Origin of the sequence: Acinetobacter sp. ANC 4204, assembly GCF_002135205.1 — a bacterium.
Taxonomy (GTDB): Bacteria; Pseudomonadota; Gammaproteobacteria; order Pseudomonadales; family Moraxellaceae; genus Acinetobacter.
Genome location: NZ_NEFZ01000011.1, coordinates 1 through 20,904, shown reverse-complemented (window position 1 = coordinate 20,904; position 20,904 = coordinate 1). Strand labels below are relative to the sequence as shown.

Here is a 20,904-nt window from a genome sequence, read left to right as displayed (position 1 = left end):
TAAAAACAAATTTTATGTCTTGTCATTTTCAACACCATCTCCATTCATCGCGTCCCTTGTGTATTCAGGCGGACTCAAGTTTTGTGTCCTTTCACACTTTTTGGTTGGATGTAGCTGAGCAGGCTACGCAAATTCAGCAGTTGGAACAGCCAGTATGGGCGCTTTGGGAACAAGACAGTTATGAGTTTTTGGTATTGTTGTTTGCAGCCTTGCAAGCAGCTAAGCAAGTGCTGTTGCCGCCGCATCGGGTCAGCGACTTAGAAAAAGAATTGGCTGAACAGCAGATTTATTTTTTAAAACGTTTGCCGTCGACAGCCGCGTCAACCTTTGAGCTTCAATTTGATGCTGCCTTTCTCAATCAGGCACAGCTGTATTTTTATACTTCGGGTTCAACAGGGCAGCCGAAAAAGATTCCGCGCACCTTGCAACAATTGTTCAATGAAGTCTGTGGTTTAGAAGCCAGTTTTGATTTGCCTGAGCAGGCAGTTGCGATTGCCACGGTGAGTCATCAACATATTTATGGTTTGTTGTTCAAGCTGTTGTGGCCCTTAGCCAGTGGACGTAGTTTCTACCAAAAACAACTGGCTTTCCCTGAAGATGTGGTTGACCTTCAAAAGAAAATTGCCCATCTGCAACTGCCCAATTATCTGATTTCAAGTCCTGCATTGTTGAAGCGCTGGACCACAGATGTGGTGTTGCAAGACTGCCATCGGGTCTATTCCTCTGGCGGAAAGTTGGATGCAGGTGTGCGTCCTTTGCTGAACCGTCCCATTACCGAAGTGTTTGGTAGTTCTGAAACAGGCGGGATTGCTCACCGTCAGGCGGATGATGCACTATGGACACCCTTTGCCAATGTCGAAATTAACTGCGCCGAGCAGCAAGAGTTAGCCGTTAAAACCAACCATGCCTATAGCGAGGATTGGATTCTGACGGGAGATAAAGTGCAGGTTATGGATGCAGATAATCCCAAAAGTCCATTCCAGTTATTGGGGCGTTTGGATCGCATTGTCAAACTCGAAGAAAAGCGGTTAAGTCTCGATGCGATTGAAGCAAAAATCGCTGAGTTGGCAGAAATACAGCAGTGCCATGTTTTAATTCATGAAAAAGAACAGCGTCAGATGTTGGCGGTGGTGGCAGTGTTAACGGATGATGCAAGGGCGCTGCTCATTGAAAAGGGTAAAGCTGCCTTTACCGCACAGCTGAAAAAACACTTACAACTGAAATTGGAAAGTATCGCGATTCCGCGGCAGTGGCGGTTTTTAACGCAAATGCCACAAAATGCACAATCGAAGCTGAACAAACAGTATTTAAAATCACTCTTTCAGCCGATGACTCTGCCTGTGGTATTGACACAGCAGTCACAGGATATGCAGATCACTTATGCTTTGGAGTTTGTGCCTGAGCTGGAATGCTTTAAAGGGCATTTTCCGAACTTCCCGATTTATCCAGGCGTAGGGCAAATTGGATTTATTCAACATTTTGCCAAACAAAATTGGGCAGATTTACTGTGGTGCAATGGTTTTGAGCAGTTAAAATTTCAAGGACTGATCCAACCCTATCAAACGCTGGAACTGGTGCTCAGCCGTAAAGCGCATAAGGTCAGTTTTGAACTGAAAAATCATGACAAAATATTGGCATCAGGGCGTTTGCTGTTTGCTGTCCCTTCAGACGTTTAAGCCGAGAGACAAAATGAAACATTGCTTTGTGATCCCTGTGTATAACCATCCGCATTATTTGGCTGCGTTATTGTCACATTTAAGCTCTTTTGAGTTACCCATCATTATGGTGAATGATGGCAGTGATGCCGCTTGTACAGCAGTGTTACATCAGCTTGCGCAGGACTACCCAAGGGTCGATTTGGTTGAACATACCTACAATCAGGGGAAGGGGCAGGCAGTGATCACGGGTCTCAAGCATGCCTTTCAATGTGGCTATAGCCATGCCTTGCAACTGGATGCCGATGGACAACATGATTGGCAGGATGTGCAACGCTTTTTAGACACCTCTATCCAGCATCCCGAAGCCATGATTATTGGTCAGCCGATCTTTGATGCGACTGTTCCAAAAAAACGTCTCTATGGCCGTTATGCAACCCATATTTGGGTGTGGATTAACAGTCTGTCTTTTGAGATTAAAGACAGCATGTGTGGCTTTCGTGTTTATCCTTTGGCGCAGACGGTGAACATTCTAAATACAGCCAAGTTTCAACCGAGGATGGGCTTTGACTCGGAAATTTTGGTGCGTTTGAAATGGGATAATGTGCCGTTTATCAATTTGCCCACGCATGTCGTTTACCCTGAAGGTGGCATTTCACATTTTGATGTTTGGCGTGACAATTTGGGCATGGCGCGCGCGCATAGTCGCTTGTTAGGTGGCATGCTGCTGCGGTTCCCCAAACTGATTTATCAGAAAGTTAAAGGCTAAGGCGGTCAGAGAAGCATATGCAGAAATGGAGCGCCGTGAAAGAGCGGGGCGGGATGTTGCCGCTGATGCTGATGCTGGGTTTCTACCGTTTGGGTGGGCGCTGGCTGTGTCGGGTCATCTTGTACTTTGTGATTTTATGGTACTGGCTCTTTTCCAATACCGCGCGTCAGGCTTCTCTGTTGTACTTAAAAAAACTGCATCATTTTGCAGGTGCACAGTCACCGTTTCAGGCTGAGCCGCAGCTTTGGCATAGCTATACGCATTTGATGCAATTTGGCGAATGTATTTTAGATAAAATTGAAGGTTGGCTTGGGCATATTCCTGAACAGAACTTAAAGCTACATGGTCATGCGCACTTTCGCTCGCACTATCAAAAAGGTGCGGTGATTGTGGTGTCGCACTTTGGCAATATTGAATTGTTGCGCGCCGTCAAAGCAGAGCATCCGCAGAGAATTAATGTGTTGGTCTATCAAAAACATGCCACCAAATTCAATGAGTTTTTAAAAAAGCTGAATGAACATGCCGATGTTAATTTGGTTTCGGTGGATGAGTTGGGAATTGAAACAGCACTGATTTTACAGGATAAGTTGGATCAAGGTGAATGGGTGATTGTGGCTGCAGACCGCGTACCTGTGCAGTCAGATCGGGTACAATCGGTTGCGTTTTTAGGTGAGCAGGCGCTGTGGCCACAGGGCGCATGGATTTTGGCCAGTTTGTTGAAAGCTCCTGTGCTAGCTGTGTTTTGCTATCGAGTCGATACACATTTTGAAGTGCATATCCATCAAGTCGCGGAGCAGTTAAACTGGCCACGTAAAGAGCGTTTACAGGCCATGCAACAGACCACACGACAGTATGTGGAGCTGTTGGAACAGCATTGCATACGCGCACCCTATCAATGGTTTAATTTTTATAATTTTTGGAATAAAGGATAAGTCTTGTGTTAATTGTTGGGGAAACTCCGCTCAGTATTGAAGATGTTGTGGCTGTAGCGCGTAAAGAAAAACAGGTGGCATTGCCTGCCTCTGCTGAATGGACAGCATTGATTCAACGTGGCGCAGATTTCCTCGATCAGCTGTTGCAAGACGAAGGCGTCATTTATGGCGTGACCACGGGCTATGGCGATTCGTGCTTGGTCGAAATTCCAGCCCATCAAGTGCATGAGTTGCCACTACATTTGTCGCGTTTTCATGGCTGTGGCATGGGACAAAACTTAGACTTAATTACCGCACGTGCTGTCGTGGTGGTGCGTTTATGTTCTTTAGCACGCGGTTATTCGGGTGTTTCACATGCCTTGTTACAGCGTTTGGTCTGGATGCTGAATGAAGATGTCATTCCTGTAATTCCCTCAGAAGGTTCGGTGGGTGCCAGTGGGGACTTGACGCCTTTGTCTTATATCGCTGGGGCCTTGGTCGGTGAGCGTGATGTGTACTATCAAGACCAGATTGTGCCGATTGCACAAGTGTATGCCGAAAAAGGTATACAGCCTTTGGTGATGCGTCCTAAAGAAGGCTTAGCCCTGATGAATGGTACAGCGGTTATGACCGCGATTGCCTGCCTGAATTATAAAAAAGCCGAACAGATTTCTTTTGCCAGTACTTTGATTACTGCCCTGAATGTCTTGGCTTTAGAAGGGAATCCAAGCCATTTTGATGAAGTCCTGTTTGCGCAGAAACCACATCCAGGACAGCAACATATTGCAGCTCAGTTACGTGACTGGTTAAACAGTGAAGTGCAGACTGAACACCAAAGTTCACGTCTGCAAGACCGTTATTCATTGCGCTGTGCGCCGCATGTGATTGGGGTATTTGAAGATTCTAAAGTCTGGTTGCGTCAGTTTATTGAAAATGAGCTGAATTCAAGTAATGACAACCCATTGATTGATCCTGTCAATTTGCGGGTACTGCATGGTGGACATTTCTATGGAGGACATATTGCCCAAGCCATGGACAGCCTGAAAATTATGATCGCGAATATTGCCGACTTGATGGATCGTCAGTTGGCACAGTTGGTCGACTATAAAATGAACAATGGTTTGCCGCGCAATTTAACCGGTTCAAGCCCTGAGCGTTTGCCGTTGAATCATGGCTTTAAAGCGGTGCAAATTGGGGTTTCGGCATGGACAGCAGAAGCCTTGAAACAAACCCTCGCTGCGTCGATTTTCTCACGCTCAACCGAATGTCATAATCAAGACAAAGTCAGTATGGGTACCATTGCTGCGCGTGATGCCAGTCGAGTGATTACCCTGACTGAACAAGTGATTGTGGCACTCAGCTGTGCAGCGGTTCAGGCGGTCAAACTCAAAGGGGTAGATACAGAACTCAGCCCTGTTTTAACAGCATTTCAACACTGGGTGCTTCAGAGCTTCACCTATGTAGCGGAAGATCGTCCTTTGCAACAAGAGCTTCAGGCATTGGTTCATCGCTTTGAGGATTTAGAACTGTTAGACAGCATTGCTGTTCAATATTCATAGGAAATGAGCATGCATGCTGATGTAATCATTGAAGTGCCTTTTCATGATGTCGACACCATGAATGTGGTGTGGCACGGGCATTATTTAAAATATTTTGAAATTGCGCGCTGCAAATTGCTGGATCAATTTCACTATAACTATAACCAAATGCGTGACTCGGGCTATGCATGGCCGGTGATTGAAAGTCATGTGCGTTATGTACAAGGCATTGAGTTTGAGCAAAAAATTCGTGTGCGCGCCGTTTTGAAAGAATGGGAAAATCGCTTAAAAATCGAATATCTGATTTTCGATGCGGTTTCAGGCAGAAAGCTGACCAAGGGTTATACCTCGCAAGTGGCGGTACATATTGAAAAACGTGAAATGTGCTTCCAGTCACCACAGGTGTTGCTGGACTGTTTAAATGCATGGCCTGAATTTAAAGCGGAGTAATGCAAGCATGATTCGATACAAATTTTTTAAGCCGATTTTGGTTGCGTGTACAGCTAGCGTGATGACACTGCTTGCTCCCGCAGTGAATGCACAAAATACTGAATTGAAACAGGTGTTTGCTCAGCTCGGTGCAACGCCTGTGGTGCGTGCCCAATTTGAGCAGCAGAAGAAATTGGCCACTTTGAATAAAACCTATGTGTCCAAAGGCACGGTGCTGTTCAGCAAAAACCAAGGGGTGCTGTGGCAGATTCAAAGTCCAGTCAAAGCCGATTTGGTGGTGACACCGCGTAAGCTGGTACAAAAGACACAACGCACATCCAGTCAAATTGAAGTCGATAAGACTCCTTATGGCTCTGTAGCGACGATGTTTTTACAGTTGATGTCGGGCAATGAAGCGGCACTCGCTAAAAACTTTAATGTGGTGTCTGCCAATTACAGTCCGACGCAGTGGAATGTCAGCTTAACGCCGAAAAGCAGTCTGTTTAAAAAGCTTTTTGTCCAAGTTGATGCGCAAGGTCAGCGTTATGTGGATCGTATTACGATTTTGGAACAAGCCAATAATCGCACCATCATTCGTTTTAGCCAGCAAACGGCTCAACCTCAAACTTTAACGGCTGTGGAAAATGCGCTTTTCCAATTGGCAAAATAAATTTAGCGCCCTGTGGCTGTTGGTGCTGTGTGTCATTGCTTTGGCACTGGGCGTGGCTTGGCTGAATAAAGGCATTAAGATTGAGACCAATATTTTTGCTTTGCTGCCTGAGGCACATCAAGATGCTTATCTGGAACAAGCACAGCAATATGTCAGTCAGCAGTTAAATGACAAAGTCTTTGTGGTGCTGGATGCCAAAACAGATCAGCAACTCGAACAGGCAACGCAAGCACTCAAAACCCAAGCCGACCAAAGTCAGCTATTTTTACCTGTTCGCCCACAACTCGATCCTGATCAATTTGCTCAAGCGCTGTATCAGCACAAAGCAGGGCTATTATCTAAGACAGATCAACAGATTGTGCAAGGGCAGGATGATGCCGCGTTGATGGAGCAGGGCTTATTACAACTGATGAGTCCGGGCATGCCAATCACGGCTGAAATGCTCAAGCAAGATCCTTTATTGCTGTTTCCCCGTTATGCAGTGGGTTTAAGTGCCCTACAAAGTAATGCCGATATCAATTTAGAGCAGGGCTTTGCCACGATTCGTGATGAGCAGGGCATCTCGCGCCTGATGGTGCTTCAGTTCAATAGCAGTCCCTATAACATTGCCTACCAAGAGCAGACTGCTGCATTTATTCAGAATATCAATCGGCAGCTCAACCAGTTGCAGGTTAAACCGCACTGGACAGGCACGTTACTGTTTGCACAGTTTGGCACCAATTCTGCCAAAGAGGAAATCTCGACTATTGGCGTGGGTTCGACCATCGGAATATTACTACTGGTCTGGTTTGGCTTCCGTTCGATACGCCCGATGCTGACGGAAATGGTTGCAGTCGGTACCGGCAGTCTGGTGGCCTTTGCGGTGACGTATTGGGTTTTCGGTGAAATTCACCTGATGACACTGGTCTTTGGCGCCAGTCTGATAGGGGTTTGTGTCGATTTTTCATTTTACTTTATGGCCATGCAGTCTCAGCACCGACAGGTGGATGGATTTGCAGTTTTAAAACCATTATTGCCAAGCCTATTTGTGGGTTTGATGACTACATTGTTGGCTTATGTAGTGCTGAGTTTTACCCCATTTCCGGGTTTTAAGCAGATTGCGGTCTTTTCCATGGTTGGACTGAGCGCAGCATGGGTGACCAGTATTTTATTGCTACCACGTTTGCCTGCGTTGAATGCGGAACCTGCGATACGTGCTTTGGGCTTTATTGGCAAAGCACGCAGTTATGTGCAGAGCCGTAACACACTGCGTTATGGCATGATTGCACTGATTCTACTGGTGATGGGTAGTAGTCTCGCCTTGCTGAGAAGCAATGATGACATCCGTAATTTACAAAGTATGGATGCCACCTTAAAGCAGGAAGATCAATATATTCGTTCGCGTTTTATGCAACAGCAAAGCAGTGAATACTTTGTGGTACAGGGCAGAACCCCAGCAGAGTTGGAGCAGCGCGAACAGCAACTACTGGCAGAGCTTGCGCCCTTACAACAGGCTGGCAAGTTGGATGCTGTACAAGCTTTAGGGCAGTGGATTCCCTCGCTTGAGCAGCAGAAGCACAATATCGCGATGTTGCAGGCGATTCCCAAGCCAGCTTTAGTGAAATATGCGCAAGCGCTACAGCTCAACGCAGCCGATGTTTTAAACTGGCAAGCCCATTTAAAAGACCAACCGTTGTTGACCGAAGCAGTCATTAAAGATCATCCTCTGCATTTTCTGCAGATGAGTCCGACACAACGTTTGGTGATGCTGCAAAATGTGCATGATGTCAAAGCCGTACAGCAGCTTGAGAATGCTGATGTACAACTGTTACGTCCCGTTCATCAACTGTCTGAATTGTTTAAACAGCACCGTGAGCAGGCACAGTGGCTATTACTCAGCGCTTTGGTGATTTTAGCCATTGGCTTAGGGACACTATATGGCAAAAAATCCATTCTGCCTTTGGTGTTGCCTGTCAGCATGGCCTTAATGACCACGTTTGCGATTCAAGCATGGCTGGGTGTCGAGATTAATTTATTCAGCATTATGGGTACCTTCCTAATCATTGGGATTGGGGTGGACTATGCGATTTTCTACCGCCACGGACATGATCATCCGCAGGTGGTGGGGATGGCTTTATTCCTGTGCATGATGTCGACGTTTTTTAGTTTTGGTTTGCTGTCCTTTAGTCATACCTATGCCATTCACAGTTTTGGCTTAACAGTGTTGCTGGGCGTTATTTTTTCATTTATTTATGCCACACTTTTTACATCCTCCGATGCAAAACATGTGGTGGTTCAACAATATCAGCCAAAGAGCTGAGTCAAAGGGTACAGTGCAATGAGCACCATGCAACAGACAGATGTTTTAATTATTGGGGCGGGACCATCAGGCAGCTCGGCTGCAGCTTTGTTGCGCCAAAAAGGTTACCAAGTCACGGTCATTGAAAAGCAATATTTTCCGCGTTTTTCCATCGGCGAGTCTTTATTGCCGCAGTGTATGGTGTTTTTAGAAGAAGCGGGTTTATTGGAAACGGTGCGTGCACATGCCGACGAATATGCCTTTCAGTTTAAAAATGGCGCGGCTTTTTTAAGAGGCAGACAGCGTAGTTTTTATGACTTTACCCAAAAATTTAGTGAAGGCCCAGGCACTACATGGCAGGTCCGACGTGCCAACTTTGACCAGCTTTTGGCACAGCAAGCCGAAAAAATGGGCGCGGACATCCGTTTTGGCCATGAAGTCTTGGCCGTCGATGTCAAATCCACACAGCCGATTTTGACGGTCAAAGATGAGCAAGGCAACAGCTACCAAATTCAAGGCAAGTTCCTGTTAGATGCCAGTGGTTTTGGCCGTATTTTGCCGAAGTTTCTCGACTTAGAAAGCCCATCGGACTTTCCTGTGCGCCGTGCGGTCTTTACCCACATTGAAGACGGTCTATTGAATGACCCTGAGTTTGACCGTGAGAAAATTTTAATTACCGTACATGAAAAAGACCACCGTGCATGGTATTGGCTGATTCCCTTTGCCGATGGGCGTTCTTCATTTGGCATCGTGGCGGAGCAGGATTTCTTTGAAAAATATGGTTATGACGGCAGTGCAGATTATGACCTTGAAGCCTTGCAGAAACGTATTTTAGCCGATGATGCCAGTTTGTCGCATGTACTGCGTCACGCCAAACATGATACTCCTGTGCGTACTTTGGTGGGCTATTCTGCCGATGTGAAACATTTGGCATCAAACAATTATGCGCTACTCGGTAATGCGGGAGAGTTCCTCGATCCTGTCTTTTCTTCAGGGGTAACGATTGCCTTAAAATCGTCCAGTCTAGCGGTGCCATTGGTTGAGCAAGTGCTGCAAGGTCAGGCAGTCGATTGGATGGAGCAATATGAAAAGCCACTACGTAAAGGCATTCAAGTATTTCGTGCCTATGTCGAGTCATGGTATTCAGGTGAATTTCAGGATGTGGTGTTCTCCACTCATCAGGATGAAAAAATCCGCCGTATGATTGCTTCCTTACTGGCAGGTTATGCGTGGGATGCAAGCAACCCGATTCATCGTAATGCCAAGCAACGCTTGAGCACTTTGGTCGAATATTGCCGAGAAGAACAACCGCAAAAAGAGTCGTTGACTGATGAAACTTAAGCTGCGTTTGAAAACCGTCAGTTGGGTTTTAGCCAGTGCTCTGCTCTGTAGTGCCTGCCAAAGCTGGATTCCCAAGGCGCAGGGACTCGCGACCCCGCAGTGGGCTGCGCAAAATTATCAACGTCAAGATCAAATCGAAGTACAGTGGAAAACCCAGAGTTTCAGCTTTTTACTGTATCAGCAACAACGGGGGCAGTCGCTTGATATGTTAGCGCTCAGCCTCACAGGACAGCAGTTGTTTAAGCTCAGTTTTGATGGTCAAAAGGTCGAAGTTGAACAGCGGATTGATCCAATGAAACGGTTGCCTTTTGATTATGTGGTGCGTGATATTCTGTATGCTACGTATCCAAATTTTGCTGCCTTACATACTGCTCAAAATGCGGTCGTGCAGAAAGACGATACCATTTATATACAGCAGCAACCCGTGTTGAAAATTCAGCACAATGAAGGAACAATTGAACTGGATAATTTGCAAGTGCCTTATCAAATGGTGATCAGCACGGTGAGCAATACTTTAGAAGATGATCAAGGTGACCATCATGACTAAAAATCTACAGCATGTTTCAGCCGTGGGGATTCAGTTCAGTGTGGCGCTGTCGGCTTTGGGGCAAAATGCCACTGAGCTTCAGCATGCCTTAACCAGCACAGAGAATACTTTGTCGCAACGAGAGGATCTGATTGCGGGGCGTTCGGTCTGGGTCGGTGCATCTGATCAAACCTTAGTTCAACAAGTCCCTGAAAGCTTGAGCGCTGCAGATTCACGGAATCTACGCTTTGCCCTGACGGCTTTGGCGCACATTGAAACTGAAATTCATGCTTATACAGCACAGTTTGCTAAACAACGTCTTGCTGTGATTATCGGTACTTCAACCTCAGGCATCGCGGATAATGAGCCTGTCTTAAAAGTCCAGTTTCAACAGTCAGTACCGCAGTCTGTACAGCACCAAAAGCAAGAAATGGGCAGTTTAGCGAAAGCCTTACAACAGTATTTGGGCTGGAAAGGGCCTGCCTATACCATTTCTACCGCTTGTTCCTCGGCAGCTAAAGCGCTGGCGGCGGGGCAACGTCTGCTGAATGCCGATCTGGCCGATGCTGTCTTAGTCGGTGGAGTAGACACCTTATGCAAGCTGACCTTAAATGGCTTTGATAGTTTAGAAAGCCTATCGAGCGGAATTTGTCAGCCCTGTGGTGCCAACCGTGATGGTATTAATATTGGTGAAGCCGCAGGACTGTTTTTACTGTCCAAAACGCCCGCTCCTGTGATGTTACTGTCGAGTGGCGAGTCAATGGATGCATGGCATATTTCGGCACCACATCCAGAAGGACGAGGGGCTGCGGAGGCGATGCAAAAAGCTTTAGATATGGCACAGCTTGAAGCAGGCGATATTGGGTATTTAAATTTGCATGGGACTTCTACACCGCAAAATGATGCGATGGAAATGAAGGCGGTGCAGACTGTTTTTGCAGATTATCCAGTTGCACTTAGCAGCACCAAACATAAAACAGGGCATTGTCTGGGGGCGGCGGGTGCAATAGAAGCCTTTATTTGCCAGCAAGTTTTATTGGACCAATCTTGGTTGCCGCTGCATCAGGCAGGCGAATTGGATGATGTTTTGGCTGGGCAAAATTATGTGCTTACACCGCATTTGAATACACCTATTCGCTATGCGATGAGTAATTCTTTTGCTTTTGGGGGGAGCAATATCAGTTTAATTTTCGGGACGGCTTTGTCATGATGGACGCAGTACAGTTTATTCCGCATGCGAAACCGATGGTTTTTGTAAGTCATCTGATTGAAGCCGATGATACGTTTGCGATTGCAGAACTTAATATCACAGCTGATTTGATGTTTTGTGAGCCAAATGGCTTGCCCACATGGAGCAGTATTGAGCTGATGGCGCAGACCATTAGTGCCTATGCAGGCTATAAAGGGCAAACCAAGGGTTGGCCACCGAAAATTGGCTTTTTATTGGGAACGCGTAAAATGCAGTTACCCTGTGCCTATTTTAGTTTGGGTACAACCGTGCAGATTCGGGTCGAACAAAGTTATCTGCACGAAGGTTTGGGGCAGTTTAATTGTGAAATTGAATATCAAGAACGTCGGTTCAGCGCTATGTTGAGCGTATTTGAGCCTGAAAATATGAATGAAATCATTGGAAAATTAGTGTGAACAGAAGAATTTTAGTCACGGGTTCGAGTCGAGGAATAGGTAAAGCGATCGCTTTGGAGTTGGCAAAGGCGGGCTTTGATGTCACGGTACATGCTCGTTCAAGACAGTCTGAGGCCGAAACGGTGGCTCAGGAAATTCAAGCACTTGGACAGGCCAGCCATGTACTGATGTTCGATGTGAATGAGCGTGAAAATATTGCCGCTATTTTAGAGCAAGATATAGCACAGCATGGTGCTTTTTACGGCGCTGTGTTGAATGCAGGATTAACCCGTGATGGTGCTTTCCCCGCACTGACTGATGAAGACTGGGATGATGTGGTCTCGACTTCTCTGAACGGTTTTTATAATGTGCTGAAACCCCTGATGATGCCGATGATTCGCTTGAAAAAGGGCGGACGTATTGTGACCTTGTCTTCAGTATCTGGAATCATGGGGAATCGTGGTCAGGTGAACTATAGCGCTGCTAAGGCAGGCTTGATTGGAGCGACTAAAGCATTGGCACTGGAATTGGCCAAACGTAAAATTACGGTGAACTGTGTTGCTCCGGGCTTGATTGAAACCGAAATGGTGAACGAAGAAGTTAAAGAACACGCCTTGAAAATGATCCCGATGCAACGCATGGGACAGGTAGAAGAAGTCGCAAAAGCGGTGAAGTTTTTATGTAGTGATGATGCCAGTTATATCACTCGTCAAGTGATTTCAGTCAATGGAGGCTTGATCTAATGAAACGTGTTGTCGTAACAGGCATGTCTGGAATTACTTCTTTGGGTGAAACCGCAGAACAAATTTTTGAGCAGTTTGCACAAGGCAAAAGCGGTATTCGCTATATGCCTGACTGGGAAATTTATCCTGATTTACGCAGTAAATTGGCTGGCCCGGTGGAGTCATTTACTGTACCGAAGCATTTTAACCGTAAAGTAACCCGTGGCATGGGGCGTGTTGCTTTAATGTCTACGGTATGTGCTGAAAAAGCATTAGAAGATGCAGGTTTACTGCATGCGGATATCTTAAAAAGTGGTGATGCAGGTGTGGCCTTTGGTTCCTCTGCGGGCAGTGTGGATGCCGTACGTGAGTTTGGCGCCATGTTGATTGAGCACAATATGAGCCAACTGAATGCCACGACCTACATTCGTATGATGTCGCATACCAGTGCAGTCAATATGACGGTGTATTTTGGTTTAAAGGGTTTAACCCTACCAACTTCGAGTGCTTGTACTTCAGGTTCTATGGCGATTGGCCAAGCTTATGAAGCGATCAAATATGGCAAGCAAACTGTGATGATTGCAGGTGGTGCGGAAGAGCTCAGTGCAGCGGGTTCAGCCGTGTTCGATGTGCTATTGGCGACCAGTGTGCAAAATGACCATCCAGAGAAAACCCCACGTCCATTTGATGCAAGCCGAGATGGTTTGGTGGTGGGTGAAGGCGCAGGTTGTTTGATTTTAGAAGAGTATGAACATGCGCAAGCACGTGGGGCGACCATTTATGCCGAGATTGTGGGGTATGGCAGCAATACCGATGGTCAGCATGTGACCCGACCTGATTCTGAAATGATGGGCCGTTGTATGCAGTTGGCACTCAAAGATGCACAGCTTACAGCCGAAGATATTGATTATGTTAATGCGCATGGTACCTCGACCGATCAGGGGGATATTGCTGAATCACAAGCGACTGCGCGGATCTTAGGCAAAAAACCGATTAGCTCATTAAAAAGTTATTTTGGGCATACGCTTGGGGCGTGTGGCGCCATTGAAGCATGGCTCAGTATTGAAATGATGCGACGCAATCAATTGGTGCCGACTTTAAATTTAGATCAGATTGACAGCGCCTGCGGTGATCTGGATTATGTGGTATCGGGCATGCGTTCAGCAGAAACGCAAACCATGATGAGCAATAATTTTGCTTTTGGAGGGATTAATACCTCCTTAATTTTTAAACGTTTCAAATAAGATGAGGGAAAAATGATGTCTTTTAAAAAAGCTTTTGCAGTAACAGTATTGTCTTTATGTGGGATTGCATCGGCTCAAGCAGCTGACCAAATGCATGATTTCAATTTCCAAGAAGCCGTAAACCGTGCTGTCGCTGATGGGGTGTTGGATGGTTCAGTCAAGTTTTATTTAGCGGGCACTAAGTCAGGTGGCAAGGTCATTCAAAAAGGCTTAGTGACCAATAAAAAAACCAATGGTTTTGCTAAATCGGCAGAAAGTTCATGTGATCATGTGCTACGTTCTGCGTTGATTCAGTTCCAAAATACGGCAAAAGCAAAAGGTGCAAATGCCGTGACCAATTTGGTGAGTTTCTATAAGTCCAACGAAACACGTAGCACCACGACTTACCAATGTGCGAAAGGTACGGCATTAGCAGGGGTGGCGTTAAAAGGTGACTTAGTAAAGTTCTAATGTGACTGATGGGCTGGGTCTTTCTATAAACAAGAGAAAGGCTCGGCTTGATATAAAATAATCATGGTTTTATCGCTCAAGTCAGCGGTTTTCATGAGCGGTTAGGCTCAGTGGCTTTATCTTGTTTAAACAGTAAGTGTGAAGCATGAATAATGATGAAAAGCCGTTCTAGTATGCTGAATTCTAAAATCTTTTTGGCTGGGGGATTGATGCTAAAAGGAAAATTTCAAGCACTTCGTATAAGCGTATTATGTTAATTTAGAGAAAATTAAGAATCAAGATGATAAGCGACGATTTAAAGAAACATCCTAAAGCAATGTGGGTACATTTTTATAAAAACCGTATGGATTTGATGTCAGGGGATGGTACTGTCAAAGCAACAGAAGTTCCTCAAATACCTTATGATCATCCGAGAATGATTTTGGCAGATTTTGAAAGTGCTACAACAACATTGAAAGCTTTAATGAAACATCATTCTAATAGTTTATCTTTTTTCAAGTTTACAGCTCCTATTGCGATTGTCCAAATAATGGAGCCAATACAGGCTAATTTAGCTAAGATTGAAATACGAGCTTTTAAAGAATTATTTCTTGATACTGGTGCACGAGCAGTAAATCTTTATGACCTTGATGGAAATTCTATTGAGAATAGATAACTAGGGGTTTAGGAAGTTAAAGAGGGTTGTTACGAAGTAGTTTCAGCAAATCGAGGTATAAATTACCATACAGATGCATCTTGCGAAGATTCTGCGTCAAGATGTGACGTTAGCTTGCTTAATTTTATTTCAATAAAGATGGGGTGAAGATATTTTAATAATAACGCCTCTTTAAAATTGATAACAATAATGGAACAACTTAATCCTTCCGATTTAAAAGCAATTTTACATTCTAAACGTGCCAATCTTTACTACCTTGAACATGCACGTGTCATGCAAAAAGATGGTCGAGTTTTATATCTCACAGAAGCCAAAAATGAAAACCAATATTGGAATATTCCAATCGCCAATACCACGGTCATTTTATTGGGTACAGGCACATCCATTACCCAAGCAGCGATGCGGATGCTCGCCAGTGCAGGAGTATTGGTCGGTTTTACAGGCGGCGGTGGAACGCCTTTATTTATGGGGAGCGAAATTGAATGGATGATGCCACAAAGTGAATATCGTCCAACAGAGTACATGCAGGGGTGGATGAGCTTTTGGTTTGATGAGGCGAAACGTTTAGAGGTCGCAAAACAATTTCAGTTCGCCCGTATTGAGTTTATTCGTAAAGTTTGGGCTAAAGATCGGGATTTACAAGCCGAAGGATTTTATCTGGATGACCAAGATATCACCCAAGCGTTAACAGGGTTTGAAAAGAAAATTCCACATCAAAGCAAAGTTGGTGATTTATTGCTTGCTGAAGCACAAATGACCAAGCAACTTTATAAGATTGCGGCCACACGTTGCAAACTCAGTTTTGAACGCAATCATGAACAAGGGGATTTAGCCAATGATTTTTTGAATCATGGTAATTATCTCGCCTACGGTTTAGCTGCAACCACGCTTTGGGTGTTAGGCATTTCTCATTCATTTGCAGTGATGCACGGTAAAACTCGACGTGGTGCTTTGGTGTTTGATGTAGCGGATTTAATTAAGGATACTGTGATTTTGCCTTGGGCATTTATTTGTGCCAAAGAGGGCATGAAAGAGCAAGAGTTTAGACAGCAGTTACTACAAAAATTTACTGAATATCGCGCAGCTTAGAAATTGATGTAAAGGTGACACTATCTATGGTAAGACTTTGCTGAAATTGTCTATACTGCCTTTAGATGTTAGAGAAAATTGTAATCAAATCAATAAAAAAGCCCCCATCTTTCGATGAGGGCTTTTTTGAATCTGGAGCGGGAAACGAGACTCGAACTCGCGACCCCAACCTTGGCAAGGTTGTGCTCTACCAACTGAGCTATTCCCGCGTATTGAGCAGTTTTATAAAAACTTACACTAAAAAATTTGGAGCGGGAAACGAGACTCGAACTCGCGACCCCAACCTTGGCAAGGTTGTGCTCTACCAACTGAGCTATTCCCGCGTATTGAGCAGTTTTTACGAAAACTTACCCTGAAAAAAATTTGGAGCGGGAAACGAGACTCGAACTCGCGACCCCAACCTTGGCAAGGTTGTGCTCTACCAACTGAGCTATTCCCGCATAGCGCTGTATGATACAGCAAGCAAGTTCAGGGTCAATAGCTTTATGAAAAAGCTGAGTTTAATTGCATAAAATAAAGCCAGTTTAATGCAGTCTGTTCCGACTTTTTGATTTTTTACCGCTGAAAAGTAAAGTCTTGGTTCGGATGATGATCGTTTTAACCGTCGCATAGCAGCAAGGAACAGGTATACTCTCAGAATAATCATTTTTGGAGACAGGCATGAGCTTAGAGCAGCAATTAATTGAGCGCTTACAGCAGTTTTCCCCATCCCATTTAGAAGTGGTGAATGAATCTTCGGGGCATGGTGGATATTTCCCCGGTAAGGAATCACATTTTAAAGTGATTGTGGTGAGTGAAGCCTTTGCTGGTCTGCGTTTGGTACAGCGGCATCAAAAAATTTATGCCGTAGCAGGCGATTTACTCAGTCCTGGAAAAATTCATGCTTTAGCTATTCATGCTTTTCTACCAGAAGAGTGGGAAGGGCAAGACACTTCTAGCCCAAACTGTGCGCATGCACCGAAAAGCTAAACAGAGGCTTGCGAATGGAAACACAATTACTGATTAAAATTGTACATATGAGTGCGGTGAGTATTGCATGCATAATTATTTTGGCACGTGCGATGACCTTGTTTAAAGGGGTTCAGGGTAACCAGCCCAATCCTACAGGTCGTATCGCTTTTGTTGCATTTCAGCATTTGAGTATGACTATGATTGTACTCACAGGCATCATCTTATTGGTGATGAAAAACTTTGAAGTGCAAACATGGTTCTATGCCAAAGTGGTTTTATTTTTAGTCATACTGTCTTCTTTATCTAAAGCCTATAAAAAGGATGACACAATTTTATTAGCACAGCGCCGTGCAGGCTTATTTCTCGCTGTAGTGTCGATGGTTTCGATTATTGGTTTAGTCATGATTAAACCAAACTTTGGCTAATTGTTAGACATAATGTTCGGCACGAAACCTGTTCTGCGCTACACTGCTAGATAAGGTGGAAAAATAACAAGATGGAGGGGATTTTATGCATACACGTGTGGTATTTAATCAAAAAGGTGGTGTAGGCAAGTCCAGTATTGCTGTGAATTTGGCTGCTATCAGTGCGCATCAAGGTCTAAAAACATTATTGATTGATCTCGATCCACAAGCGAATTCGAGTCAGTATGTGTTGGGCGATGATGCAACCTATACTGCGGATAAGCCTGCTTTAGAGCCAAATATTGAGAACTATTTTGAAGAAGTTCTGGGTGCTACACAAAATAAAAGCTTGCTCGGCAATGCGATTGGTTCGATCCTGAAAGGACGTGCCAAAGGCTTAGAAAGCTATGTGCATCAGTCTCCTTTTAAAAATCTTGATGTGATTCCTGCCAGCCCAAATTTGGGTGCCTTGGCCCATGCATTAGAATCCAAACATAAAATTTATAAATTGCGTGATGCCTTACAACAACTGGTTGGGAAGTACGACCGAGTTTATATTGATACACCACCAGCCTTTAATTTCTTTACCTTATCGGCATTGATTGCGGCCAATAAAGTTCTAATTCCGTTTGACTGTGATGTTTTCTCTAAACGAGCACTACAAACCTTGATTGAAAATGTACTTGAAACCCAAGATGATCATAATGACCATTTGGAAATTGAGGGCATCGTGGTCAATCAATACCAAGCACAGGCTAAACTGCCACGTGAAGTGGTGCAACAGTTGAAAGATGAAGGTCTACCTGTTTTAGAAAGTATGTTACCGCCATCGGTGATGATGAAAGAGTCACATCATAAAAATTTACCGTTGATTCATTTGGCGCATGATCATAAATTGACGCAGGCCTATCAATCATTGTTCAATGAGATTGAGAATAATAAACTGCGAGATTCAGCATGAAAAATATCTTAGTTGCTTTTTTAGCGGGCAGTACGTTGTTATTAGGTGCGTGTGCCACAACGGTTAAACCAACCTATGTTTCTCCTACACAGTACCAAGCGCTGAACTGCCAACAGCTACAGGCAGAGTATAATCGTATTCAACAACATTTAGATGAAGGTGTACCGACTGAAAAACGCACGGGTATGGGTGTAGGTGTGGGACTGGGTGGTGGTTGGAGTCATGGTGGCGGCTGGGGCTTTGGTCCAAGTATTTCGCTCAATATGGGACAATCTTCGAATACTAAAAAGACCGAAATTTCAAGGCTTTTGGGCCAACAAGAAGCCATAGTACAAGCTGCAAAGTTTAAGGGTTGTACGATTACTGTCCGAAATAAGACAAATTAAACACGGATAGATTCATTCTGCTGAAGTGTTTGTATCTTTAGCAGAATGAAAATTTTAGCAAAATGTTTCAAAAATAATCACAATAAAACAACGTCTTATTATTTTTTAAGGTCACTTTTCAGTAAGTAGGTTCTGTCTTTTTGTCTGCCTTGACTTGAGGAAACTGCTCTTTTTCGGCTAAATTGCGCATCTTGAATACTGTTGTTGGATGTCTATGATTGAGAGTTGGCTGTTTGTATTGGCAATGATTGCTGTCCTGATGATTCCGGGACCAACCAATGCTTTACTCGCAAGCTCTGCACATCAGCAAGGTCTGGCGAAAACCAGTGCGCTTGTGCCTGCAGAACTGTTCGGGTATTTCTATGCCATCAACTTATGGGCATTGTTAATTCATTTGAGTACCCCTATCTGGCCATATCTGATTGATATTTTGCATATTATTAGCGCAGGTTACGTATTTTGGCTGGCCTTTCACCTATGGAAAAGCTCACATTTAGAAAAACATAATCAACGTTTTACCTCGATTCGACCAATGCAGTTGTTTTTTTCAACTTTGAAAAACCCAAAAGCTGTACTGTTTGCTGCAGGTATTTTTCCTTATGAAACATGGGATAATCCGACGAATTTTTTATGGGTCTTTATTGTATTTAGCTTAGTTTTATTACCTACGGCTTTGTTTTGGATGTCATTTGGTCGTGCCATTTTATCGGGTGAGTCCAAGCAAATAAAAGCCGATCTCTTGTACAAAGGATCGGCCATGTTATTGGTGGTATGTATGTTCCCTGTGATTTTACGCTTTTTTGCCTAAGCACGAGTGGTTGATTTTTTCTTCCATTTCGCCCGAATAAAACCAATGATTCCAGGCAAGACACTAATAATAATGATACCGAAAATCAGATGCGTGAAATTGTCTTTGACCACAGGCACATTGCCAAAAATATAACCTAAAGTAATGAATGAACCAATCCAGCAGAATGCACCAATCAGGTTATAAGACAGGAAAAATTTGTAGTCCATTTTTCCTGCGCCTGCCACAAAAGGTGCAAAGGTGCGCGCAAAGGGAATAAAACGCGCAAAAATAATGGTTTTACCACCATGTTTTTCAAAGAATTTTTGTGTATTTATCAGGTGTTGTTTATTAATAAAACGTGACTCGATTTCAAAAACACGCGGCCCAATATAACGACCAATGTGATAGTTCAATGTATCGCCCAGTACGGCTGCGACAAAAAGTAAAATACCAAGGAACCATGGATTCATTGCACCCGTTGATGCAGCTAAGGCACCTGCGGCAAACAATAAGCTATCGCCGGGTAGAAAGGGCATGACCACCAAGCCTGTTTCCACAAAGATGATAAGAAACAAAATTGCATAAATCCAAACCCCATAGTTGGTGATAAACTCGAGCAGATGGTCATCGACATGTAATATAAAATCAATCAGTTCCATGGGGCACAATTAAACAGAAGAGTGCAGAAATCCTAGCAGTCTCATTGTCAGAAGTCAGTATTAAAACGTAAATAAATTCGGCTATTATTGTTCTCTATTCGGAACGATGCATAATGAAAATGCATATTTATTCTAAAAACAGAGATTATTAAGATAGCTACAACTTCAAATAAAACGTATTTAAAGGTGTAAAAATGTTTAATCCAAATGTTGTGGTCAAAAATATTGTCAATCAACCCAATACCGATGCTGTTTTAGCTTTAATTGCACGCGTGCTGATGGCTTATATTTTCCTTGTCGCAGGTTGGGGGAAAATTACAGCTTATAGCGCAACTGTAGGGTATATGGAGTCTATGGGCGTTCCCGGAGCGCTATTACCATTAACTATTTTGGTTGAGTTTGGTGGTGGCTTAGCGCTGCTGTTTGGATTCCAAGCGCGTTTTGCTGCGTTTGGTTTGGGTCTATTTAGTGTGATTACCGCTTTTATCTTTCATGATGGCACACAAGACAGTATTAATTTTATGAAAAACTTTGCCATGGCAGGAGGTTTGTTTTTTCTGATGCTACATGGTGCAGGAAAAATGAGCCTAGATCATCTGATTGAAAAATAATTCAAAATGAAAAGTAGCATTTACGATGCTGCTTTTTTTATTTCTTAGATTAGCATTTGAAGTGCAACACCATGTTGTTGCCATAATACCTGACTCGGACTTTTAAAGCTGAGTCTTTTTCTTGGGCGATGATTCAAACGTTGAGTGATTTCTGAGATATATTCATCCGTATAGGCATTTAAATTACTGCCTTTTTTAATGTATTGTCTGATTAAACCATTTGTATTTTCATTCGTGCCTCG

23 protein-coding genes, 3 tRNA genes and 1 pseudogene are annotated in these 20,904 nt (G+C 44.0%); 22 read left to right on the top strand and 5 right to left on the bottom strand.

Annotated elements, in window-relative coordinates; genetic code table 11:
- Positions 1-14: 14 nt before the first annotated feature.
- From B9T36_RS17260 to cas1f, 16 genes are all read left to right on the top strand, one after another.
- Entirely contained in the window at positions 15-1,676 is a 1,662-nt protein-coding gene (locus B9T36_RS17260; protein WP_086210681.1) for an AMP-binding protein, read from the top strand.
- 13 nt (positions 1,677-1,689) lie between these two features.
- On the top strand, positions 1,690-2,424 hold the full coding sequence (locus B9T36_RS17255) for a glycosyltransferase family 2 protein (RefSeq protein WP_086210680.1): 735 nt from the start codon (positions 1,690-1,692) through the stop codon (positions 2,422-2,424).
- A 17-nt stretch (positions 2,425-2,441) separates the two neighbouring features.
- Positions 2,442-3,356 (top strand): acyltransferase, encoded by a 915-nt coding sequence (locus B9T36_RS17250; RefSeq protein WP_086210679.1) that lies wholly within the window; start codon positions 2,442-2,444, stop codon positions 3,354-3,356.
- Between the two features lie 5 nt (positions 3,357-3,361).
- On the top strand, positions 3,362-4,894 hold the full coding sequence (locus B9T36_RS17245) for an HAL/PAL/TAL family ammonia-lyase (RefSeq protein WP_086210678.1): 1,533 nt from the start codon (positions 3,362-3,364) through the stop codon (positions 4,892-4,894).
- 9 nt (positions 4,895-4,903) lie between these two features.
- Positions 4,904-5,323, top strand: a complete 420-nt coding sequence (locus B9T36_RS17240) for an acyl-CoA thioesterase (RefSeq protein ID WP_005012597.1) — start codon at positions 4,904-4,906, stop codon at positions 5,321-5,323.
- A gap of 7 nt (positions 5,324-5,330) precedes the next feature.
- Complete coding sequence (locus B9T36_RS17235) at positions 5,331-5,972, top strand: LolA family protein (protein ID WP_086210748.1); 642 nt, start codon at positions 5,331-5,333, stop codon at positions 5,970-5,972.
- The gene (locus tag B9T36_RS17230) at positions 5,947-8,271 is read left to right on the top strand and encodes an MMPL family transporter (RefSeq protein WP_086210677.1); all 2,325 of its coding nucleotides are present in this window, start codon (positions 5,947-5,949) and stop codon (positions 8,269-8,271) included. Before B9T36_RS17235 ends, B9T36_RS17230 begins: the two co-directional genes overlap by 26 nt.
- A gap of 18 nt (positions 8,272-8,289) precedes the next feature.
- Positions 8,290-9,591 (top strand): NAD(P)/FAD-dependent oxidoreductase, encoded by a 1,302-nt coding sequence (locus tag B9T36_RS17225; RefSeq protein ID WP_086210676.1) that lies wholly within the window; start codon positions 8,290-8,292, stop codon positions 9,589-9,591.
- A complete protein-coding gene (locus B9T36_RS17220; RefSeq protein ID WP_086210675.1) occupies positions 9,581-10,138 on the top strand; it encodes a DUF3261 domain-containing protein in 558 nt (185 codons plus the stop codon). Before B9T36_RS17225 ends, B9T36_RS17220 begins: the two co-directional genes overlap by 11 nt.
- Positions 10,131-11,327 (top strand): beta-ketoacyl-[acyl-carrier-protein] synthase family protein, encoded by a 1,197-nt coding sequence (locus B9T36_RS17215; protein ID WP_086210674.1) that lies wholly within the window; start codon positions 10,131-10,133, stop codon positions 11,325-11,327. The genes B9T36_RS17220 and B9T36_RS17215 overlap by 8 nt, the downstream gene beginning before the upstream one ends.
- Positions 11,324-11,761: a 3-hydroxylacyl-ACP dehydratase gene (locus B9T36_RS17210; RefSeq protein WP_086210673.1), complete on the top strand. Its 438-nt coding sequence runs from the start codon at positions 11,324-11,326 to the stop codon at positions 11,759-11,761. Before B9T36_RS17215 ends, B9T36_RS17210 begins: the two co-directional genes overlap by 4 nt.
- Positions 11,758-12,483, top strand: a complete 726-nt coding sequence (locus B9T36_RS17205) for a 3-ketoacyl-ACP reductase FabG2 (RefSeq protein WP_086210672.1) — start codon at positions 11,758-11,760, stop codon at positions 12,481-12,483. The genes B9T36_RS17210 and B9T36_RS17205 overlap by 4 nt, the downstream gene beginning before the upstream one ends.
- Complete coding sequence (locus B9T36_RS17200) at positions 12,483-13,706, top strand: beta-ketoacyl-ACP synthase (protein WP_086210671.1); 1,224 nt, start codon at positions 12,483-12,485, stop codon at positions 13,704-13,706. The genes B9T36_RS17205 and B9T36_RS17200 overlap by 1 nt, the downstream gene beginning before the upstream one ends.
- Before the next feature lie 15 nt (positions 13,707-13,721).
- Positions 13,722-14,156, top strand: a complete 435-nt coding sequence (locus tag B9T36_RS17195; RefSeq protein WP_086210747.1) for an excinuclease — start codon at positions 13,722-13,724, stop codon at positions 14,154-14,156.
- A 280-nt stretch (positions 14,157-14,436) separates the two neighbouring features.
- Positions 14,437-14,811, top strand: coding sequence for a rod shape-determining protein (locus B9T36_RS17190; protein ID WP_086210670.1), 375 nt, complete (start codon positions 14,437-14,439; stop codon positions 14,809-14,811).
- A gap of 189 nt (positions 14,812-15,000) precedes the next feature.
- A complete protein-coding gene (gene cas1f, locus B9T36_RS17185; protein WP_086210669.1) occupies positions 15,001-15,900 on the top strand; it encodes a type I-F CRISPR-associated endonuclease Cas1f in 900 nt (299 codons plus the stop codon).
- Between the two features lie 133 nt (positions 15,901-16,033).
- On the opposite strand, the gene B9T36_RS17180 is transcribed toward cas1f, so the two are convergent.
- The 3 genes from B9T36_RS17180 to B9T36_RS17170 all read right to left on the bottom strand — a co-directional run bounded on the left by B9T36_RS17180 (position 16,034) and on the right by B9T36_RS17170 (position 16,340).
- Positions 16,034-16,109, bottom strand: a tRNA-Gly gene (locus B9T36_RS17180).
- Positions 16,110-16,147: 38 nt separating this feature from the next.
- Positions 16,148-16,223 (bottom strand) — tRNA-Gly (locus tag B9T36_RS17175).
- Positions 16,224-16,264: 41 nt separating this feature from the next.
- Positions 16,265-16,340 (bottom strand) — tRNA-Gly (locus tag B9T36_RS17170).
- A gap of 220 nt (positions 16,341-16,560) precedes the next feature.
- Between B9T36_RS17170 and B9T36_RS17165 the strand changes: the two genes are divergently transcribed.
- From B9T36_RS17165 to B9T36_RS17145, 5 genes are all read left to right on the top strand, one after another.
- Entirely contained in the window at positions 16,561-16,869 is a 309-nt protein-coding gene (locus B9T36_RS17165; protein WP_086210668.1) for a BolA family protein, read from the top strand.
- Between the two features lie 14 nt (positions 16,870-16,883).
- Entirely contained in the window at positions 16,884-17,276 is a 393-nt protein-coding gene (locus B9T36_RS17160) for a SirB2 family protein (RefSeq protein WP_086210667.1), read from the top strand.
- 85 nt (positions 17,277-17,361) lie between these two features.
- A complete protein-coding gene (locus B9T36_RS17155) occupies positions 17,362-18,216 on the top strand; it encodes a ParA family protein (RefSeq protein WP_086210666.1) in 855 nt (284 codons plus the stop codon).
- Positions 18,213-18,602 (top strand): hypothetical protein, encoded by a 390-nt coding sequence (locus B9T36_RS17150; RefSeq protein ID WP_086210665.1) that lies wholly within the window; start codon positions 18,213-18,215, stop codon positions 18,600-18,602. The genes B9T36_RS17155 and B9T36_RS17150 overlap by 4 nt, the downstream gene beginning before the upstream one ends.
- A gap of 214 nt (positions 18,603-18,816) precedes the next feature.
- Complete coding sequence (locus B9T36_RS17145) at positions 18,817-19,410, top strand: LysE family translocator (RefSeq protein WP_086210664.1); 594 nt, start codon at positions 18,817-18,819, stop codon at positions 19,408-19,410.
- Here the strand turns inward: B9T36_RS17145 and B9T36_RS17140 are convergent.
- Entirely contained in the window at positions 19,407-20,051 is a 645-nt protein-coding gene (locus B9T36_RS17140) for a DedA family protein (RefSeq protein ID WP_086210663.1), read from the bottom strand. The two genes, B9T36_RS17145 and B9T36_RS17140, sit on opposite strands and share 4 nt — an antisense overlap.
- A gap of 194 nt (positions 20,052-20,245) precedes the next feature.
- Here B9T36_RS17140 and B9T36_RS17135 point away from each other — a divergent pair, with 194 nt between their 5' ends.
- The gene (locus B9T36_RS17135) at positions 20,246-20,662 is read left to right on the top strand and encodes a DoxX family protein (protein ID WP_086210662.1); all 417 of its coding nucleotides are present in this window, start codon (positions 20,246-20,248) and stop codon (positions 20,660-20,662) included.
- A 44-nt stretch (positions 20,663-20,706) separates the two neighbouring features.
- Here B9T36_RS17135 and B9T36_RS19120 read toward each other — a convergent pair.
- Positions 20,707-20,904 (bottom strand): annotated as a pseudogene (locus B9T36_RS19120) (IS30 family transposase); the annotation flags it as partial.

Bases quoted from the DNA above. Each gene is read 5' to 3' on its own strand.
- B9T36_RS17260 (WP_086210681.1), top strand. From the start codon at position 15: ATGTCTTGTCATTTTCAACACCATCTCCATTCATCGCGTCCCTTGTGT.
- B9T36_RS17255 (WP_086210680.1), top strand. From the start codon at position 1,690: ATGAAACATTGCTTTGTGATCCCTGTGTATAACCATCCGCATTATTTG.
- B9T36_RS17250 (WP_086210679.1), top strand. From the start codon at position 2,442: ATGCAGAAATGGAGCGCCGTGAAAGAGCGGGGCGGGATGTTGCCGCTG.
- B9T36_RS17240 (WP_005012597.1), top strand. From the start codon at position 4,904: ATGCATGCTGATGTAATCATTGAAGTGCCTTTTCATGATGTCGACACC.
- B9T36_RS17235 (WP_086210748.1), top strand. From the start codon at position 5,331: ATGATTCGATACAAATTTTTTAAGCCGATTTTGGTTGCGTGTACAGCT.
- B9T36_RS17230 (WP_086210677.1), top strand. From the start codon at position 5,947: ATGCGCTTTTCCAATTGGCAAAATAAATTTAGCGCCCTGTGGCTGTTG.
- B9T36_RS17225 (WP_086210676.1), top strand. From the start codon at position 8,290: ATGAGCACCATGCAACAGACAGATGTTTTAATTATTGGGGCGGGACCA.
- B9T36_RS17220 (WP_086210675.1), top strand. From the start codon at position 9,581: ATGAAACTTAAGCTGCGTTTGAAAACCGTCAGTTGGGTTTTAGCCAGT.
- B9T36_RS17215 (WP_086210674.1), top strand. From the start codon at position 10,131: ATGACTAAAAATCTACAGCATGTTTCAGCCGTGGGGATTCAGTTCAGT.
- B9T36_RS17210 (WP_086210673.1), top strand. From the start codon at position 11,324: ATGATGGACGCAGTACAGTTTATTCCGCATGCGAAACCGATGGTTTTT.
- B9T36_RS17200 (WP_086210671.1), top strand. From the start codon at position 12,483: ATGAAACGTGTTGTCGTAACAGGCATGTCTGGAATTACTTCTTTGGGT.
- B9T36_RS17195 (WP_086210747.1), top strand. From the start codon at position 13,722: ATGTCTTTTAAAAAAGCTTTTGCAGTAACAGTATTGTCTTTATGTGGG.
- B9T36_RS17190 (WP_086210670.1), top strand. From the start codon at position 14,437: ATGATAAGCGACGATTTAAAGAAACATCCTAAAGCAATGTGGGTACAT.
- cas1f (WP_086210669.1), top strand. From the start codon at position 15,001: ATGGAACAACTTAATCCTTCCGATTTAAAAGCAATTTTACATTCTAAA.
- B9T36_RS17165 (WP_086210668.1), top strand. From the start codon at position 16,561: ATGAGCTTAGAGCAGCAATTAATTGAGCGCTTACAGCAGTTTTCCCCA.
- B9T36_RS17160 (WP_086210667.1), top strand. From the start codon at position 16,884: ATGGAAACACAATTACTGATTAAAATTGTACATATGAGTGCGGTGAGT.
- B9T36_RS17155 (WP_086210666.1), top strand. From the start codon at position 17,362: ATGCATACACGTGTGGTATTTAATCAAAAAGGTGGTGTAGGCAAGTCC.
- B9T36_RS17150 (WP_086210665.1), top strand. From the start codon at position 18,213: ATGAAAAATATCTTAGTTGCTTTTTTAGCGGGCAGTACGTTGTTATTA.
- B9T36_RS17145 (WP_086210664.1), top strand. From the start codon at position 18,817: ATGATTGAGAGTTGGCTGTTTGTATTGGCAATGATTGCTGTCCTGATG.
- B9T36_RS17140 (WP_086210663.1), bottom strand. From the start codon at position 20,051: ATGGAACTGATTGATTTTATATTACATGTCGATGACCATCTGCTCGAG.
- B9T36_RS17135 (WP_086210662.1), top strand. From the start codon at position 20,246: ATGTTTAATCCAAATGTTGTGGTCAAAAATATTGTCAATCAACCCAAT.